This window comes from Frankia sp. ACN1ag (assembly GCF_001414035.1).
Classification (GTDB): domain Bacteria; phylum Actinomycetota; class Actinomycetes; order Frankiales; family Frankiaceae; genus Frankia; species Frankia torreyi.
Window position 1 is genome coordinate 11,148 of sequence record NZ_LJPA01000046.1, and the last position, 17,372, is coordinate 28,519.

General features: G+C 73.0%; 13 protein-coding genes and 1 pseudogene. 3 read left to right on the forward strand and 11 right to left on the reverse strand.

What is annotated here, in order from left to right; translation table 11 throughout:
* The first annotated feature begins 179 nt into the window (after positions 1-179).
* The gene (locus UK82_RS27555) at positions 180-1,934 is read left to right on the forward strand and encodes an MFS transporter (protein ID WP_055410254.1); all 1,755 of its coding nucleotides are present in this window, start codon (positions 180-182) and stop codon (positions 1,932-1,934) included.
* Positions 1,912-2,577, forward strand: a complete 666-nt coding sequence (locus UK82_RS40575; RefSeq protein ID WP_236706520.1) for a MarR family winged helix-turn-helix transcriptional regulator — start codon at positions 1,912-1,914, stop codon at positions 2,575-2,577. Before UK82_RS27555 ends, UK82_RS40575 begins: the two co-directional genes overlap by 23 nt.
* Positions 2,578-2,593: 16 nt before the next feature.
* On the opposite strand, the gene UK82_RS27565 is transcribed toward UK82_RS40575, so the two are convergent.
* The 11 genes and pseudogenes from UK82_RS27565 to UK82_RS27615 form a co-directional block, all read right to left on the reverse strand.
* Positions 2,594-2,968 carry a BlaI/MecI/CopY family transcriptional regulator gene (locus UK82_RS27565; protein ID WP_044888527.1) on the reverse strand — a complete coding sequence of 125 codons (375 nt, stop codon included), beginning with the start codon at positions 2,966-2,968 and terminating at the stop codon, positions 2,594-2,596.
* Between the two features lie 350 nt (positions 2,969-3,318).
* Positions 3,319-4,002 (reverse strand): hypothetical protein, encoded by a 684-nt coding sequence (locus UK82_RS27570; RefSeq protein ID WP_052681610.1) that lies wholly within the window; start codon positions 4,000-4,002, stop codon positions 3,319-3,321.
* 258 nt (positions 4,003-4,260) lie between these two features.
* The gene (locus UK82_RS27575; RefSeq protein ID WP_396230659.1) at positions 4,261-5,028 is read right to left on the reverse strand and encodes an ABC transporter ATP-binding protein; all 768 of its coding nucleotides are present in this window, start codon (positions 5,026-5,028) and stop codon (positions 4,261-4,263) included.
* 188 nt (positions 5,029-5,216) lie between these two features.
* Positions 5,217-6,023 carry an ABC transporter permease gene (locus tag UK82_RS27580; RefSeq protein ID WP_396230660.1) on the reverse strand — a complete coding sequence of 269 codons (807 nt, stop codon included), beginning with the start codon at positions 6,021-6,023 and terminating at the stop codon, positions 5,217-5,219.
* Positions 6,024-6,301: 278 nt separating this feature from the next.
* Positions 6,302-7,339: a PhnD/SsuA/transferrin family substrate-binding protein gene (locus UK82_RS27585; RefSeq protein ID WP_055410234.1), complete on the reverse strand. Its 1,038-nt coding sequence runs from the start codon at positions 7,337-7,339 to the stop codon at positions 6,302-6,304.
* 235 nt (positions 7,340-7,574) lie between these two features.
* Positions 7,575-8,501 carry a TauD/TfdA family dioxygenase gene (locus UK82_RS27590; protein WP_044888520.1) on the reverse strand — a complete coding sequence of 309 codons (927 nt, stop codon included), beginning with the start codon at positions 8,499-8,501 and terminating at the stop codon, positions 7,575-7,577.
* Between the two features lie 389 nt (positions 8,502-8,890).
* Positions 8,891-10,357, reverse strand: a complete 1,467-nt coding sequence (locus UK82_RS27595; protein ID WP_173667363.1) for an ROK family transcriptional regulator — start codon at positions 10,355-10,357, stop codon at positions 8,891-8,893.
* Between the two features lie 583 nt (positions 10,358-10,940).
* The coding region (locus UK82_RS40580) for a phosphoenolpyruvate carboxylase (protein ID WP_236706521.1) at positions 10,941-12,020 on the reverse strand (1,080 nt) is incomplete at its 5' end.
* A 1-nt stretch (position 12,021) separates the two neighbouring features.
* Positions 12,022-13,766: pseudogene (locus tag UK82_RS40585) on the reverse strand (phosphoenolpyruvate carboxylase); the annotation flags it as partial.
* A 319-nt stretch (positions 13,767-14,085) separates the two neighbouring features.
* A complete protein-coding gene (locus UK82_RS27610; protein ID WP_055410238.1) occupies positions 14,086-15,330 on the reverse strand; it encodes a M56 family metallopeptidase in 1,245 nt (414 codons plus the stop codon).
* A 13-nt stretch (positions 15,331-15,343) separates the two neighbouring features.
* The gene (locus UK82_RS27615) at positions 15,344-15,829 is read right to left on the reverse strand and encodes a BlaI/MecI/CopY family transcriptional regulator (protein WP_044888231.1); all 486 of its coding nucleotides are present in this window, start codon (positions 15,827-15,829) and stop codon (positions 15,344-15,346) included.
* An 806-nt stretch (positions 15,830-16,635) separates the two neighbouring features.
* Here UK82_RS27615 and UK82_RS40590 point away from each other — a divergent pair.
* On the forward strand, positions 16,636-17,372 hold a 737-nt coding region (locus UK82_RS40590; RefSeq protein WP_236706522.1), incomplete at its 3' end, for a cytochrome ubiquinol oxidase subunit I.

Here is a 17,372-nt window from a genome sequence, read left to right on the forward strand (position 1 = left end):
CTCCCCGTGCTTCGCCGATCTCGTCGCGGCGGGCAGGACGGGCGGCGGTGNCGGGCGCACCGCGAGACCGTTGTAGTAGGCTAAAAATTGTTGATTTACAACTATCCGGGGGCGTGGTCAGGCTCGGCCGCCGCACAGTGCCGTCGGTGCCGGCCACGCCGCTCGCTGGGGAGCTGCCGATGTCCGACCTGACCCGGGGACGGCGACTACTCGTCCTGGCGATCTGCTGTATGAGCCTGTTCATCGTCGGGCTCGACAACACGATCGTGAACGTCGCGCTGCCGTCGTTGCGCCGCGACCTGCACGCCTCCGCCTCCGGCCTGCAATGGACGATCGACGCCTACACGCTGGTCCTGGCCAGCCTGCTCATGCTCGGCGGGTCGACGGGAGACCGGCTCGGCCGTCGCCGGGTCTTCCAGACCGGGCTGGTCCTGTTCACCCTCGGGTCGCTGCTGTGCAGCCTCGCGCCGAGCCTGACCTGGTTGATCGCCTTCCGGATGGTGCAGGCGGTCGGCGGGTCGATGCTGAACCCGGTCGCCATGTCGATCATCAGCAACACCTTCACCGACTCGCGGGAACGGGCCCGGGCGATCGGGGTGTGGGGCGCAGTGATCGGCGTCAGCATGGCGCTGGGACCGGTGCTCGGCGGGACGCTCGTCGAGTCGGTGAGCTGGCGGGCGATCTTCTGGGTCAACGTCCCCGTCGGCGTCGCGGCGCTGGTGCTCGCGGGCCTGTTCGTCCCGGAGTCGCGCGCGGCGCGGGCCCGCCGGTTCGACCCGGTGGGGCAGGCCCTGGTGATCGCCGTCCTGGCCGCACTGACCTACGGGATCATCGAGGCCCCGTCGGCGGGCTGGCTCGCCGCCCGGACGCTGGCGCTGTTCGCGGTGTCGGCGGTGGGGGCGGCCGTGCTCGTCCGCTACGAAGGCCGCCGCGCCGAACCGTTGCTGGACGTCCGCTTCTTCCGGGCGGCGCCGTTCGCCGGGGCGACCGGCATCGCCGTGTTCGCCTTCGCCGCGCTGGCCGGCTTCCTGTTCCTCAACACGTTGTACCTGCAGGAGGTCCGGGGCTACTCGCCGCTGCTCGCCGGGATCACCACCCTGCCGATGGCCGGGATGACGGTGGTGTCCGCGCCGATCGCCGGGCGGCTCGTGGCCAGTCGTGGGGCCCGCACGCCGCTGCTCATCGCGGGTGTGACGATGACGGCTGGCAGCGTGATGCTGACCGGGCTGGGTGTGAGCACCTCGATACCCTGGCTCGTGTCGGCGTATGTGCTCGTCGGGCTAGGATTCGGCATGGTCAACGCGCCGATCACCAACACGGCCGTGACCGGCATGCCGCAGTCCCAGGCCGGGGTGGCCGCTGGCATCGCCTCGACGAGTCGCCAGGTCGGGCAGTCCCTCGGCGTCGCGGTCATCGGGTCGCTCGCCGCGGCGCGCGTCGCCGGCCGCGCCGGGGTCGTCGACCCGACCAGTGCCGTCGGCTGGTGGACCATCGTGCTGTGCGGAGCGGGCGTGCTGCTGCTCGGAGCCGCGAGCACCGGTACCTGGGCGCGCGGCACCGCGCAGCGCACCGCCGCCCGGCTCGCCGCTGGTGCCGCTGGTGCCGCTGGTTCTGTCGCCGATGCCGATGCCGATGCCCGTCGGACGCCGGCTGCCCGGGACGCCGCGTCGGCGAGGCAGACCGAGGGCGACGGACCGGCCGCGGCCGGTCCGCGCCCCGGGGACACCCAGGGGGGCGGGCGGCACCGGCGTCCGGTGCGGCCCGCGGCGGCGGGGGTTGGCGGGAGCGACGAGCGCCGTGCCGGCCGCCCCGTCGGGCGGCAGGGCGCTTTCCGGCGGCGGTCCGGGGTGGGGCGCGCCGGCGCCGCGGCCCGGTCTCGGTCCCACGGTTCCTCCGGGCAGGATGGTCACGATGAGTTCGCTCCCACGCGCTGACCGGCGCGCTCCCGCGCTGACCGCTGCGGCGGTGGCCGACCCGACGGGCCCGACGCCCGCGCCCGTCGGCGTCTCCGTCGGGCGGCCCGTGCTGTCCGAGCCGTCCCGCCCGGCCCATGCGCCCGGCCCAGGCGAGGCAGCCGGGCCGACCGAGGCAGGCGCGTGCTCCGGGGCGGCGGTGCTGGCCGGGCGGGCGGAGAGGTCAGCGCGGGCGGCTCGGGTGTGGCGGCGGATCCGGGCGGTCGTGGTCGATCGCAACGAGCGCCGGCGGGAGGTCTGCGAGGCGCTCGATCTCAGCTTCATCCGGGTCAAGGCGCTCCTGGCGCTACAGGCCGGGCCACTGACGCTGGGCGAACTCGCCGCCGCCCTGTCGATCGACCGCCCCTACACCACCCTGACCGTTCACGAGCTGGAACGGCGCGGCCTGGCCGAACGCACCGTGCACCCGGACGACCGGCGCTCGAAGCTCGTCGAGCTGACCGCCTCCGGCCGGACGGCGGCCCGCCTCGCCGACGACATGCTCAACCGGCCGCCCGCGGCGCTCGTCGCACTCGACACGGCCGACCTCGCCGCGCTCGACCGCATCACCGCCCAGCTCGCCGGCGAGGACCCCGCCGGCGAGGACCCGGCCGCGACGCCGTAGGCGAATCCGCCGCTGATCAGGTCAGCGCGCGGAGAAGGACATCGCGCTGATCGGTGGAGAGTCGGCGGGCGAAGCTTCGCAGGACGCTGTCGGGATTCTCGCCGCGAAGCAGGAAGTCGAGCATCTGCCCCGCCGCGTGGTCGGCGGCCCGCCGCAGGGGACGGTAGGCGAAACCCCTTCCCCGCGGCGCCCGCTGGACCATCCCCTTGTTCACCAGCCGCAGCAGGGTCGTCGCGATCGTGCTCTGCGCGAGACCGGCGCCGAGGCGTTGCTGGACCTGGAAGGGCATCAACGGCTCGTCGGCCGACCACAGCAGGGTCAGGACGGCCCGCTCCAGATCCCCGGCCGCCCTCTTGGGCTGGGGCACGGCGGAGGCAGCCGGCGCTGCCATGACCGTCCCGGCCGAGCCGGCCGACGGCCGCGCCACGGTGGGGGCGGCGGTCGATCTGACCGCTCCTGTCGTCGCCGGGCCGGTGGTGGTTGCTGGGCCTGCCGTGGTTGCTGGGCCTGCTGTGGTCGCCGGGCTGGTTGTGGTCGCTGCACCGAAGGTGGTCGCCGAGCCGATCGTGGTTGCCGGGCTGATCGTGGTTGCCCGGCCGGTGCGGCTCATCGAGGTGCGAGCCGCCGGCAGCGACGGATTCGAGGCGGAAAGTGCCGGAAATGAGCGTGACATGGTTGCTCCGAGTCCTGGAGACCGGTGCTACGAAACGGATCCTGTGCGCCGCGACGGGCGGCGGTGGGTCAGGCCGCGAGGCGTGGCGGCCCGCGCCGCACCACCACATGCCGAAGCCACAGCGAGCACGCCATGCCAGGCGGCCCGGAGGGGGCGGGAAATCGCGGGCTCGCGACCGTTGCGGGCACACCGTCGCCCGGTCGCGGGCGGTGCAGCCGGTCCACCGCGCGGCGGGCCACCCGCACCGCCCCGCGCGCGGCCTGCCAGAGCAGGCGCTCGCCGAGCGCGAGCCACCCGGCGAGAAGCAGCGCGGCGGTCAGGTGCAGGCCGAGCATCGCCGCCCCGCCGGGCACCAGGTCCACCGGCGACGCCGCCGTGAGCCCCACGTGGTTTCCCTCGCCGGCCATGCCGGCATGGCCGGCGGGGGCGGACAGCCCGAAGGCCACGTGCAGGCACGCCTGGACGGCGAGCACCAGCCCGACCAGCCGGGGCATCGACGCCCGGCGTTCCGACACGCCCCAGCAGACGCGCATCACCAGGACGATCCCCACCAGCGCGACCGCGACGGCCGGCGCCCTGCCGCAGGCGAGGACGTGCGCGGCCACCGCCAACCCGACAGTCAGCAGTGACGCCACCGTGGTCCGGGCGATCCGCCCGCCGCGGGTTGCGGCCCATCCGGCCGGCGGGCGCGGCACGGCCCCCACGCCGGTGCTGGTGCCGGTGCCGGTCGTGGGCTCCTCGGGCGGCGGCATGGCCGCCGGAGCCCCTCCCCTGCCCCGCGGACCGCCCTGACCCGTCACGGCATCAGAGTTTAGTGCGGGGACGACGATGATCCGCCGCATTCGGAGCCGCCTCGCACCCGTCCGATCACTCAGACGGCGTGGCGGCCGATCGTCCGGCCGATCCATCGGCCGCACGATCCGCCCGATGGTGGTTTCTGCGCGAACGGCCGCGGCGACAGCGGTGTGGTGCGGCCGGGCGGTGTGGTGCGGCCCGACCGCACGGAGGCGTCAGTGGGTGCCCGCCGCCAGGTCGTCCACGCCCAGCTCGGCGAGCAGCGTGGCGCGCAGCCGGTCGAAGGCGGGGTCGGCCCGTCGGCGCGGTGATGCCACCTCCACCGGGACGTCCAGGGAGAACCGGCCCTCGGTGAGCACGAGCACCCGGTCGGCGAGCAGGATCGCCTCGTCGACGTCGTGCGTCACGAACAGCACCGCCGGCTGGTGCCGCCGGCACAGGTGTTGGAGCAGGGCATGCATCCGGATCCGGGTCAGGGCGTCGAGAGCGCCGAACGGTTCGTCGAGCATGAGCAGATCCGGTTCCCGCACGAGCGCCCGCGCCAGCGCCACCCGTTGAGCCTCGCCGCCGGACAGCGTCGCCGGCCACGACCGTTCCCGACCGGCCAGACCGACCTCCGCGAGCGCCACGCGGCCGCGTTCGGCGATGTCCCGGCCGGCCAGGCCGAGCGTGACGTTCGGCAGGACCCGCTTCCACGGCAGCAGCCGCGCCTCCTGGAAGACGACCGAGCGCCGCCGGGCGGCCAGCACCTCGCCCTCCACACCATCGTCGAAGCCGCCCAGGATCCGGATCAGCGTGCTCTTCCCCGACCCGCTGCGGCCGAGCAGGGCGACGAACTCGCCCGGCGTGATCGTCAGATCGAGCCCGTCGAGCACCACCTGCTCGCCGAAGACGCGCCGCAGCCCGCGGACGCGCACCGCGACCCCGCTCGCGGCCCCTCCGCCGGCGGTCCCTCTGCCGGCATCCACGGTGCTAGCGCTCACGGTGCCGGCGTCCACGGTGCCGGCGTCCACGGTGCCGGCGTCCACGGTGCCGGCGTCCCTGCGACGGGCTTCCTCGGCGTTCCTGGAGCTCTCGGTGTCGGCTCGAGCGAGGACGGCGACCCCGCCGCCCGCCCCCGGCGCAGGATCNGCCGCCGCCGCGTACGCCGGGTGCTGCGGATCCTGCGTGCTCACGTTCCGTCGAAGCTGCGGCGCCATGACAGCAGCGTCCTTTCCAAGAGGCGGACCAGGCCGTCGCTGACCAGCCCGAGGATTCCGTAGACGACCAGGCAGAGCACGATGATGTCGGTGCGGTTCCAGGACTGCGCGCTGTTGAGCAGATAGCCGAGGCCGGAGTCGGTGTTGACCTGCTCGGCGAACACCAGCAGCAGCCAGGCGACGCCGAGCGCCCAGCGCAGCCCGACGAGGAAGCCCGGCGCGGCCCCCGGCACGATGACCGAACGCACCAGCCCGAACCGGCCCAGCCCGAAGGTCTGCCCGGCCTCCACGAGCCGGGCGTCGACGCCGCGGATCGCCGCGTAGGTGTTCATGTAGATGGGGAACGCGACGCCGACGGTAATCAGAAAGATCTTGGCGCTCTCGCCGATCCCGATCCACACGATGATCAGCGGCAGCAGGGCGATGACCGGGATCGTGCGCAGGAAGTTCATCGCCGAGTCGACGACGTCCGAGGCCGTCCGGAAGAAGCCGGCGATGATGGCGAGCGCCAGCCCGATGCCGACGCCGAACAGCACGCCGGCCCCCACCCGGTACAGGGAGGCGCCGAGACTGTCGACGAGGTCTCCGTTGCGCCACAGCTCGCGGGCCGCGTCGAGGACGGCCGCGGGCGAGGCCAGCGCGCGATCGCTGACGAGGTCGAGCCCCGTCACGGCCCACCACAGTGCGAACAGCAGCGCCGGGCCGAGGAAGCGGCGCACCTCCGTCGGCACCCGACGCCGCCTGGTGGTGCGGCGCCGCCCGGCGGTGAGGTCCACCAGGACTACCTGGGACCGTCCCGCCGGTTCGGCTGCGGTCGTCGAAGGTTCGGCCNCGAGCGGACCGGGGGACGTCGCGTGCTGCCCGGCTACGTCGTGGTGCGAGATGAGTTCGGTCATCGGGCTTGCGGCGTGGAGACTGCGCCGTTCACGGCGGGGAGGAGACGCCGTCCCTTGCTGGTCACGGGTTGACCTGCCTTTCCAAGGAGATGAACCTGTCCCAGTACCGGCTCTGTTCGACCGCCGCGCAGGCGGTCGCGCGGAGTCGCATTGCGGCCCACTCAGGTTGCGGGGAACGCCTTCGCGAAGGCCGCGGTCAGCTCGCCGGTGAACGCGGGATCGAGCTCGTCGTCGACGTCGAGGGACTTCGGCAGCTCACCGACGCTGCCCAGCAGCCGGGCCTGCACCCGCTGGCTGGCCACGAAGGCGGGGGAGACCGGCCGGTAGCGGGCCTCGGGCAGCGAGTCGAAGTACTTGCGCGAGGCGACCGGATCCTGCTTGAGCTGGTCGACGTAGTACTTCTGGACCCAGACGGCGGCGTTTGCCTTCGGCCAGGACCAGGCCCGTGCCAGCCGCAGGACGAAGTCCTGGATCGCGGCGCGTTTCGCCGGGTTCTTCAGCGCCGACTTCGACGCGAGCAGCACCGAGTACTGCGGCAGCGGACGGGTCTGGATCTCGTAGGAGCCGGGAGCCTGCCTGGCGACGACGGCCGTGTACTGCCGGGTGTAGACGATCGCGTCGACCTTGCCGGAGGCCAGCGTCGAGGTCAGGCTGGTGACGGGCACATTGACCGGGCTGATGTCGTCCTGGTTCAGGCCGGCGCCGTCGAGCTGGTTGAGCAGGTAGCCGTGCAGCGACGTGCCGAGGGTGAACGCGACCCGCCGGCCGCGCAGATCAGCCGGCGTGCGGATCCCGGAGCCGGCTCTCGCGATGATCGTCTGACTGTTCACCGGGTTCTCGGCGACGGAGATCGCCACGACACCGGCGTTCGCGGCGTTCGCGAACAGCACCGGCGTGTCACCCATGTAGCCGACGTCGAGGCGCCCCGCGCTGAAGGCGGCATTCATGTGCGGCCCGTCGGCGAACGTGCTGTAGGCCAGACCGTACGGGGCGCCCCTGGCCGCGCCGGACAGCGTCAGCGGCAGCTCCAGGGTCTTGCTCTGGTCGCCGATCCGCAGCGTCACCCGCTGGTCGCCGGCCGCCGCCCGCGCGCCGTCCCCGCCGCCGCTGCCGCAGGCGGCCAGGACCACCGCGATGAGCACGGCGAGTCCGGCGGTCAGGAGGGAAGGACGCCGCGCCCACGGTCGTCGATGATGCATGGAGATCTCCCTGTCGGTCGGTCAGACCCGGCTGGTCGGTCAGACCCGGCTGGTCGGTCAAACTCGGCTGGTCGGTCAAACCCGGCCGGTGGTCGGCGGCCGTCCGGCGTGCGCCCGAAAGCCGCGAGGGAGACGGCCCTCGCGGCTCTCGGCGGATTTCTTGGCCCTCGGGGGGGTCTCGGCCCTCGGCTGCGGACCGTCGGTCGGGCCCTGCGGGCCCGCCGGTTCAGTCTCGTCAGGTACCGAGGAAAGGCTCGCCGGCGACGAGTTCCGACTCTCGACCGTCCACGCCGACCGGGATGTCGCCCTCGATGGTCACCCGGTACAGCACCCGGTCGAAGTCGAGGTGGCCGAGGTCGGACGGCCCCAGATGAGCGGTCGCCCGGTTGTCCCAGAACGCGACGTCGCCCTGGTTCCACTTGAACCGCACGGTGAACTCGGAGCGGGAGATCTGGTCGTAGAAAACGTCGAGGATCTGCCGGCTCTGCTTCGGCGAGAATCCGATGATCTCGCCGTCCTTCGCGGTGAAGCTCGGGCTGACAAACAACGCCCGCTCGCCGGTCTCGGGGTGCACCCGCACCACCGGGTGGATTGCCACCAGCGGATTGGCGGCCACTCTGCGGCCGTACTCGCTGTCGCTGGGGAAGTTCCCGAAGCTGTGCCGGGCGCGCAGGCCGTCCGCCAGGTTCCGCAGCGGCTCGGGGAGCCCCTGGTAGGCCGCCACCAGGTTCGTCCACGCGGTGTCCCCGCCGTACGGGGGGATGACGTCGCCGCGCAGGATCGACGCGGTGGGCGGGTTCACCAGGGCGGTGACGTCGGTGTGCCAGCCGTTGTCGTAGGTGGCCTTCCGCTTGCCGAAGACCTTCGCGTATCGGCGGCTGTCGATCGGCAGGATCTCCGGGAAGCCGGCCGGCGGCGCCTCCTCGTGCGGGTGCGCCGGCGTCAGTCGGCCGAACCGACGCCCGAACGCGACCTGCTGGGCGTGGTCGATGTGCTGGTCCCGAAAGAAGACCACCTTCCACTGGTGCAGCGCCGAACGGATCTCCGCCACGGTCGCGTCGTCGAGCTCCTCGCGCAGGTCGATTCCGTGGATCTCGGCCCCCGTGTGGCCGGAGAGCGGGCGGACGTCGATGCCCAGGGCGGTGGGTGTGATGCTGGTCATCCTGCAGTTCCTCCAGGGCGGGAAAAGGAATGGATGAAGCTGGGAATGGGGCATCCGATGTTTTCGCGCGCTGCCGACCCAGGTCTTTGGCTGCACGCCTTCAGGGCAGCCGAAATCGGCCGGAATCGGCGACGGCCGAGGCGGCGTCCTTGTTTCAGGGGTGGCCGACGGAGCAGCCGGAAATGCAGGGGAGGATGGCAGTAGCGGCATCCTCGACGCGAGCCTGCCTGGATCTCCGCTCGGTACGGTGGAGGATATCCAGCGTCAACATCGGCGACAACACGGGCCGGGAGGCGGAGAAATACCCCCGCCGCTGCGTCCGATGTTGTTCACGGACCAATCTTCGGTGATGAACGATGGGGCCGTCAATATTTTGCGTTCCGCTGAAATTAATTGCCGCGGCGGGTGAGCGGGGTGGCCGGACGGCGAGTAGAAGCCGCCCCCGCGGCCGGCCGCGGCGTCGTCAGGCCGGCCAGCAGACTGTGCGGGCTGCGGTGCACCGCGTCGAGCACCGCCGCGCCTGCGGCGACCGCGAGCACGTCGGGGCCGAAGCTGCTCGGCAGCACCATCCGTTCGGGTTCGGCGCACACCCGGGAGTACGCGGAGATCTCGGCGAACAGGTCGGCCCGCAGGGCTGGCAGGAACAGGGTGGCGGCCTCGGTGAGAACGACGATCTCCGGATCCATCATGTCGACGAGCAGAGCGATCAGCCGTCCCACCACTCGCAGCCGGTCGCGGAAGAGCGCCACGGCGCGACGGTCGCCGCCGAGGGCCGTGGCCAGCAGGTCCTGCAGGTCCGGCCGGGAGATGATCCCCTCGCCCACGGCGTGCCGTAGCAGCGTGCGTTCGGACAGGGTCGCCTGCACGCAGCCGGACCGGCCGCATCGGCAGGGCGCGTCGCTGTCGGCGAGCCGCAGGTGGGCGATGCCGCCGGCGGCCGAGTTGGGGCCGATGTGCACCGAGCCGTCGGTGGCGAACGCGGCGTCGGCGACGTTGCCCACGAACAGGTGCAGCAGGCTGCGCCGGGCACGCGGGTCGCCGAAGAGGATCTCCGCCTGCGCCAGTGCCCGGGCGTGCCCGTCGACGTGCACCGGCAACCCGGTGGCCGCCGCCAGCACGGCGCGCACCGGCACGTCCCGCCAGTCCAGTGGCTCGTGCTCGACCACCAGGCCGAGCTCGGGGTCGACCCGACCGCCGGTGACCACGCCCAGCCCCAGCACCCGGCTTCCGGTGGCGTGCCGAGCGAGGAAGCCGGGCAGGTGCCGGATGATCATCTGGAGGACGGCCATGGCGTCTCCCTCCCGCGGCCGCTGCTCCCGGGCGACCACCTGGCCGCGCAGGTCGACCACGCTGAAGGTCACGAACGGGACCGCGATGTGCACGCCGCAGGCGAGATGGCGCCGGGTGTCGACGTCGAGCGGCACATGCGGGCGCCCCACCCGCGGGGACAACGAGCTCGCCGGGAGCTCGCGCAGCAGGCCCAGCGAGATCAGCCCCGCGGTCTGCCGTGACACCGCCGCCGGGCTGAGCCCCGTGGCCCGCCCGATCGCCGTGCGGGCGACCGGCCCGTGGTCGAGCACCGTCCGCAGGATCGCCGCCGCAGCGCCGGAGCCGATGCCACTGCCGGTCGACCCACTGCCGGTCGACCCACTGCCGGTCGACCCACCGCGGGTCGGACCGGCCTCCGCCGGACCGCTGCCGGTCGAAGCGGCCTCTGCCGGGCCGGCTGACGGCGCCGTGCCTGCTCCGGGGGCGCCCCCGCGGCCGGAGGGCCGGGTGCGCGGGGCGCGGGTGGTCGGCGGCTCGCCGCGCAGACCCACCTCGTTGCGGACGGACACGCTGCGCTGGACGGACACGGGGAACCTCCTCGCGTCACAGCCGGGCCACGTGCGGCCGTTCCGCGGCGCGGGCGTGAGGCGTGCCGAGGCGCGCACCGTGGCGGCGTCTCGGGTGGATGACCGGGGCAGGGTCCCACCGGCGGCCCGCGGGTGCCACGCCCGGACGCGCTGTGACCGCGGCGCGTGACGATGACCGTGGTCGCCGACCACGGCCGGCGGGTCGGCTGGGTGGGAGGGGAGTCGTAGCGGACCTTGGGCCCCGTGGCGGTAGCCGGACCGGTAGGAGCGCCGCGACAAGCGCGGCGATCGGCGACGCTTGCTCCGGCCAGGCTGCCTCAACGGCAGGAGCCGACCCGCCGTCCCGACTGTTCCGGCTCACGCGGCCGACCGCGGCGCGCGGCTTGGCCCTGAGACTCGGAAGGATCAGCGGCGAGGTCTACAGAGCGCGCTCGCGACGCGATGGAAGTCGATGTGGGCACGGCATACCAGGAGAAGGCGCCGGCTCATGCGTCCGACGGTAGATAGCGCACAACAGGTTGTCAACCAAGACAATTGAGAAGCTGCGCGAGGGTGGTTCGGTCCGGCGGCCGGCCGGGTGGAGTCAGCCGGTGTTGCGCAGGCCGGCGGCGATGCCGTTGATCGTCAGCAGCAGCGCCCGGCGCAGCAGGGGATCGGCGCCCTCCCCGGCGGCCCGGGCGCGCGCGAGCAGGGAGACCTGCAGGGCGTGCAGCGGGGCGAGGTAGGCGTCGCGGACCTCGAGGGTGTGGCGCAGCGTCGGGGTGTTCTCCAGCAGCTCGGCCTGGCCGGTGACCGCGAGGACCTCGGTGACCGTGCGGGCGTGTTCGGCGCGGATCGCCTCGAAGATCGAGCCGCCGTCGTCGCCGGCGAGGGTCGAGACGTACCGCTGGGCGATCGTGAGGTCCGACTTGGCCAGGGTCATCTGCACGTTGCCGAGGAAGGTCCGGAAGAAGTGCCACGACCGGTACATCTCGGCGAGGGTGTCGCCGGCCCCCGCGGCCCGGGCCGCGGCCAGGCCGGTGCCCACGCCGAACCAGCCGGGCAGGATGATCCGCGACTGCGTCCAGCCGAACACCCAGGGGATCGCGCGCAGGTCGGCGAGCCCCCCGGATCCGCCGGGCCGTCGCGACGGCCGGGAGCCGATGTTGAGGTTGCCGAGCTCCTCCACCGGGGTGGCGGCGAGAAAGAACGGCACGAGCGCCGGATCGCCGACGAACGCCTGGTAGGAGATTCGGGCCGAATCCGCGACGGCCTGCATGGTCTCGTTCCACCCGGCGAGGGTGGTCGGGTTCAGCCGCGAGGATCGGTGCAGGATCGACGCCTCGACCACGGCCGCGAGGGTGATCTCCAGGTTGTGCCGGGCGAGCTGGGGCAGCGTGTACTTGTCCGAGATCACCTCGCCCTGCTCGGTGACCTTGATCGAGCCGTCCAGCGTGCCGAACGGCTGCGCCATGATCGCCTCGCCGCTCGGGCCGCCGCCGCGGCCGACGGAGCCGCCGCGGCCGTGGAACAGCCGCAGCACGACGCCGTGGCGGCGGGCGACGTCGCGCAGTTCCCGCTGCGCCTTGTGGATCTCCCACTGGGACGCGGTGATCCCCGCGTCCTTGGACGAGTCCGAGTAGCCGAGCATGACCTCCTGCACGTCGGCGCGGGCACGCACCAGNGAGCGGTAGGAGGGGTCGGACAGCATGCCGTCGAGCAGCGAGCCGGCCGCCCGCAGCTCGGCCACCGTCTCGAACAGCGGGACGAAGCCGATGCGGGCCCAGGCGGGGCGGTCGGCGAAGCCGAGCCCGACCAGGCCGGCCTCTCGAGCGAGTACCACCACGGCCAGGATGTCGTCGACGTCGCGGGTCATCGAGACGATGTAGCTTTCGATGACATCCCCGCCGAAGCGGTCCAGCGCCTCCCGGACGGTGCGCATCAGCTCCAGCGTGCCCAGCACCGCCGGGGGCAGCGGCGGCGGCACGGCGCCGAGCAGCGGCCGACGCCGAGCGAGCTCCGCGGACAGCAGAGTGCGCCGCTCGGGCCGGTCGAGCTGGGAATAGGGGACGTCGAGCTCCCCGACCTGGTCATACACCGCGGCCAGGGCGGCATGGTGCTTGTCGGCATGCTCGCGGATGTCGAGGGTGGCCAACGACAGCCCCATCGCGCGCGCGGTGCGGATCACGCGCAGTAGCGGGCCGTCCGCGACGAGAGATCCGTTGCCGGCGGCGAGCGAGGCGCGCATCACCTCCAGGTCGTCGAGCACCTCGGCTACGCCGCCGTAGTCCCGCCCGGGCACGTGCGGCGAGCCGGCGGCCAGCCGTTCCCGGGTGCCGGCGAGCCTCGCCAGGATGTAGCTGCACTTGAGCCGGTAGGGCTCCTCGGCGTTGAGCCGGATGTAGCGGTCGTGGACCTCGGGCAGCGCCTGGCGGTCCGCGGCCAGCGAGGACAGCAGCTCGTCGCCGACCCCCACCACCCGGGTCGACGCCGTCAGCTCCTTGATGAGCTGCTCGACCTGGGAGGTCAGCAGCCGGATACCGAACTCGTGCTGGAGGGTGAGCACCTCCAGGGTGACCGCCGGGGTCACGTTCGGGTTGCCGTCGCGGTCACCGCCGGCCCACGAGCCGAACCGCAACGGGTGCGCCCCGGCCGGCAGCGTGAGCCCCACCCGGGCGAGTGCCAGGTCGAGTTCCTCCAGCAGGTCGGGTAGCACCTCGGTGGCGATCAGCTCCAGGTAGTAGGCCGCCGAGCGGGCCTCGTCCGCCGGCTTCGGCCGTTCCACCCGCAGCTCGTCGGTCTGCCACAGCACGTCGACCATCTCGGCGAGGCGCCGCTGGGTGCGGTCCCGGTCGGCGGCCGGCGCCGCGCCGTCCGGGCTGTCCGCGTCGAGCAGGTCGGCGATGCGGCGCAGCGTGTCGAGCACCGAGCGGCGGCTGGCCTCGGTCGGATGGGCGGTGAAGACCGGGCGCAGCTCCAGGCGCCGCGCGATCGACTCGGCCAGCGACCGGTCGAGGGTGCCGGCGTCGAGCGCGGCGGCCATCCGGGCGAAGGTCTCCGCCAGCGGGCCCTGCGCCCGGTCGGACAGCTCCCGGGACCGGTGTAGCTGCTCGGTGATGTTGGCGAGCTGGAAGTAGGAGGTGAAGGCGCGGGCGAGCACGATGGCCGTCTGGTCATCCACGGTGGCGAGCAGCCGACCGAGTTCGGCGCCGTTGTCGGAGCGGCGGGCCAGCGCGCGGACCTGCTCGACGAGCGCGAGCGTCGCCGCGCCCTCGTGCCGGGTCAGGGCCTGACCGAGCAGATCCCCGAGCCGGCGGACCCCCGCCCGCACGGCCGCATGGCGGGCGTCGGAGGAGACTCCACCGGCGAAGGCGCCGGGATCCGCGGCCAGCTCGTCGAGGGCCGTACTCGCGCTCCGCTCGGTCGTCACGCCGCCTCCGGTGGTTCGACTGGGTTCACCTGGGTTCGTTCACCTGGGTTCGTTCACCTGGGTTCGTTCGCCTGGTTCTGCCTGGTTCTGTCGTGGCCCGAATGGGTCTGCCTGGGTTCGCCGAGAGGCCGGACACGACGACCGCGAGATCGTCAGGGGCCGGCGAGACCGTCCTGCGCCGACGCGGCCTAGTCTGCCGACTCGCCCGCGCCTTGCCTATGGGGGCGATGGCGGGAGAGAGATAAATCGTCTCTCACGTGCTCCACCGGCTCCTGCCGAGCCGCCGCCTGCGGTCGCGAACCGCCGGTGACCTGCGCGATCAGCCGATGAGGACGATCACCGGGGGGGCCGCTAGGACGGCTGCGGCGGCCAGGTAGGCCCCGGCGGGCAGCCACCAATGGACCCCCGGCGGGTCGAGTAGCCGCGCGATGCGCGAGATGACCGGATTGGCTGTCCCGAGCCGGAGGCCGGGTGCGTCCGGCGCCACCGCAGCGGCGGTGGCGCCTGCCGGCCCGCCGGCCGGGCTGCCTCCCGGGCCGCCACCGAACTGCATTGCTGACCGGGCCGCCGTGGCCGGCAGGGGATCCTCGGCGCCGAGGGCGGGCAGCACGGCGGCCGGGTGCCCGATGATGCTGAGCGCCCCCGCGGGGACCGGGGCCCGGGCCACGCCGAGTCGGGCCAGCGCCCGGGCAAGCGAGCGGCGGCTGGTCTCGCGGGCGGCGGCGTCGTCGGCGAGCATCTCGACCAGTAAGGACACGGCCGCCGTCGCCTCCCGGGCTGGTCGTAGGAAGGGGAAGGTGCGCTCCCAGGCGACGAACGGCTGGATCACCAGATCGTGTCGCCCGGCCACGTGCGCCGCCTCGTGGGCAAGCACCGCGTCCAGCTCGGCGGCGTCGAGGGTGTTCAACAGCCCCCTGGAGACCACCACCCGGGCGTGGCGGACCCCCGGGACGCAGTAGGCGACCGCGATCGGATGGTCGAGGATCCGCAGCAGGATGCCGGCCCGGTCGCGGTGTTCGCACAGGCAGCAGGTGGTGGGATCGGCGCTGCTTCCACTGCCGCCGCCTGCGCTCGGGGCGTCGCCGGGGTCGGCGTCGCCGCTGGCGGGAGTGGTGGGCGGGTGGAGGTGGGTGTGGTCGGCCGACTCCCGCGCGCCGTGCCCGCGGTGGCGGCGGCCGGCGAGATCGACCAGATGCCGGTGCCGGTGCCGTTCGCGCAGGGTCGCCGCGGTGGAGGCGCAGAGCACCCCGAACAGCCGGCAGGCCAGGGCCGTCGCCGTGGCGAGCCCGACGAGGTTGACCCAGCGCAGGCCGGTGAGGGGGGATCCGGCCGCGATGTTGCCGAGATGGTCGGTGATCGCGGTCGGGGTGTTCGTGGACAGCGGGGAGACGGTGAACGCGATCGCGGCCAGCAGCGCCGAGACGCCGCCGGCCAGCCCGATCGCCTGCCACAGCACGATCGCCGCCCGCGGGCAGCGGTGCGGCCAGCGCGCGGCAGCCAGCAGGCGTGGTACCGGCCAGGCCAGCACGCCCGCGAACAGGGCGAGGAGGGCCGCGGTCGTCATCTCGCCGGCAACGCTACCGCCCGTCCGGTGGAATCTGAACCGTTCGATCCGAGTCGGTGGTCACCGCGGCCGGCCCGTCCGGCCCGCCGGGGTCCGCCCCAAGTGGGGGTGGGATGGCGGGATCCGGGGCCTCGGCGGCCGGATCGCCGCCCAGGGGTTCCAGCGCCCGGCGGAGGATCTCCGCCTCCTCGGCCGAGACCGATCCGACAAAGCGGACCAGCGCCGAACCGCGGTCATCCGCGGTGCCCAGAGCCTCCATCATCGCCTCGGCGACGACGGCCTCCCGGCTGTCGGACGCGGCGTAACGGTGGGCTCGAGCGGCCCGCTGCCGACGGACGAAACCCTTGCGTTCCAGTCGTTCGAGCACGGTCAGCACGGTGGTGTACGCGAGATCGCGTTCATGGTCGAGGCGGGCCGCGACCTCGCGGGCCGTGAGCCAGCCATCGCTCGACCACAACACGTCCATGACCGACCGTTCGAGGTCACCCAGGCGCGCCATACGTCTATCCTACGTCGCGTAGAAGTTCAGGGCGGCGGAACGGTCTCGTTCGCGTCGCCTCCTCCGTCACACAGCCGCGCGACCTCGGCGTTCGCCTCGCGACGGCGGGTGCGGGCGGCCTCGCACCGCCGTCAGCCGGCTCGGGCCGGCGCCGCGGACGTCACAACCCGCCCGTGGCCCGAAGGTCGCACCGCCGAGCCGGCCGCCGGCCGGCGTCGCCCCACGCGGCGTCGGGACCTTCTTCCTGGCCCGATTCGGCGTGACGCCGGCCCATTCCTCCCACGCCGCCCTCGGCCGGGTGCACCCCGGGGACCGTCCCGGCCACCCGGCGTCCGGCCGGGCCCGACGGCGGCGTCGGCAATTGCATTCGCCGCCGTTCCCGGCGGCCTTGTGGCGGGTTACCCGCTTGGCGGCGTCGATGTGTTATCCGAAAGTTATTTTTTTGGTGGAGCTGACCGGCCCGGCCCGGGGGTGCACTTGTTCCGGCCCGCCGTGACCAGTTGCGCGGAATGCGCGGGACGGGCCCTTTGGTGCCGCGGTGAACGCAGCGAATGCCAAGGTCCGCGGCTGACGGGCACGTCACACGGGGTTTGCGGAGGGAAGTGACCGGAAGACGGCGTATGCACGTAGAGGGGACGCGCGATGCACTGCCCCGCCGGCCGGCGTCGCGCATGTCGTGGACCTCACGGAAGCCCGACCGCCGACCGGATCACCCCGCTACGTACCTTAGGACCTTCTACTTTGGGTAGAAGGTCGACTGAATCCCGGTCGATTTCTTCCCGCGGTCCTTCGAAGGAGCCGTGCGCATGGTTCTCGCCGCCGACGCCGTCGACCTCGCTCGTGCCCAGACGGCGTTCTCCCTCGCGTTCCACATCTGCTTCGCCGTGTTCGGTGTCGGTTTGCCATGGCTGCTGATCTACACCGAGCGACGTTGGCTCAAGACCGGCGATCCGGTCTGGCTGGCGCTGACGAAGAAGTGGTCGCGTGCCTTCGCCGTTCTCTTCGCGGTGGGGGCCGTCTCGGGAACAGTGTTGTCGTTCGAGTTCGGGCTGCTCTGGCCCGCGTTCATGTCCAAATACGGGGGCGCCCTTGGGCTGTCGTTCACCCTGGAGGGCTTTGCGTTCTTCACCGAGGCGATCTTCGTCGGCATGTACCTGTACGGCTGGAAGCGACTCTCGCCGCGGGCCCACTGGCTGACGCTGTGGCCGATCGCGATCTCCGGCACCCTGTCGACGGCGTTCATCATCACGGTCAACGCCTGGATGAACGTGCCGCGCGGGATCGTCGAGCAGAACGGCAAGCTCCTCGAGGCCAAGCCGTACGCCCCGTTCATCAGTCCAGGTACCCCGCCGCAGCTCGTCCACATGCTGCTCGCGGCGCTGATGTGTGCCGGCGGTGTGGTCGCGGCCATCTACGCGGTGGGCATGCTGCGCGGTCGTCGTGACACCTACCACCAGCGCGGCCTGAAGATCGGGCTCGCGGTCGTGCTGGTCTGCGCGCCGGTGCAGCTCATCGTCGGGGACTGGGCGGCCCGCGTCGCCGG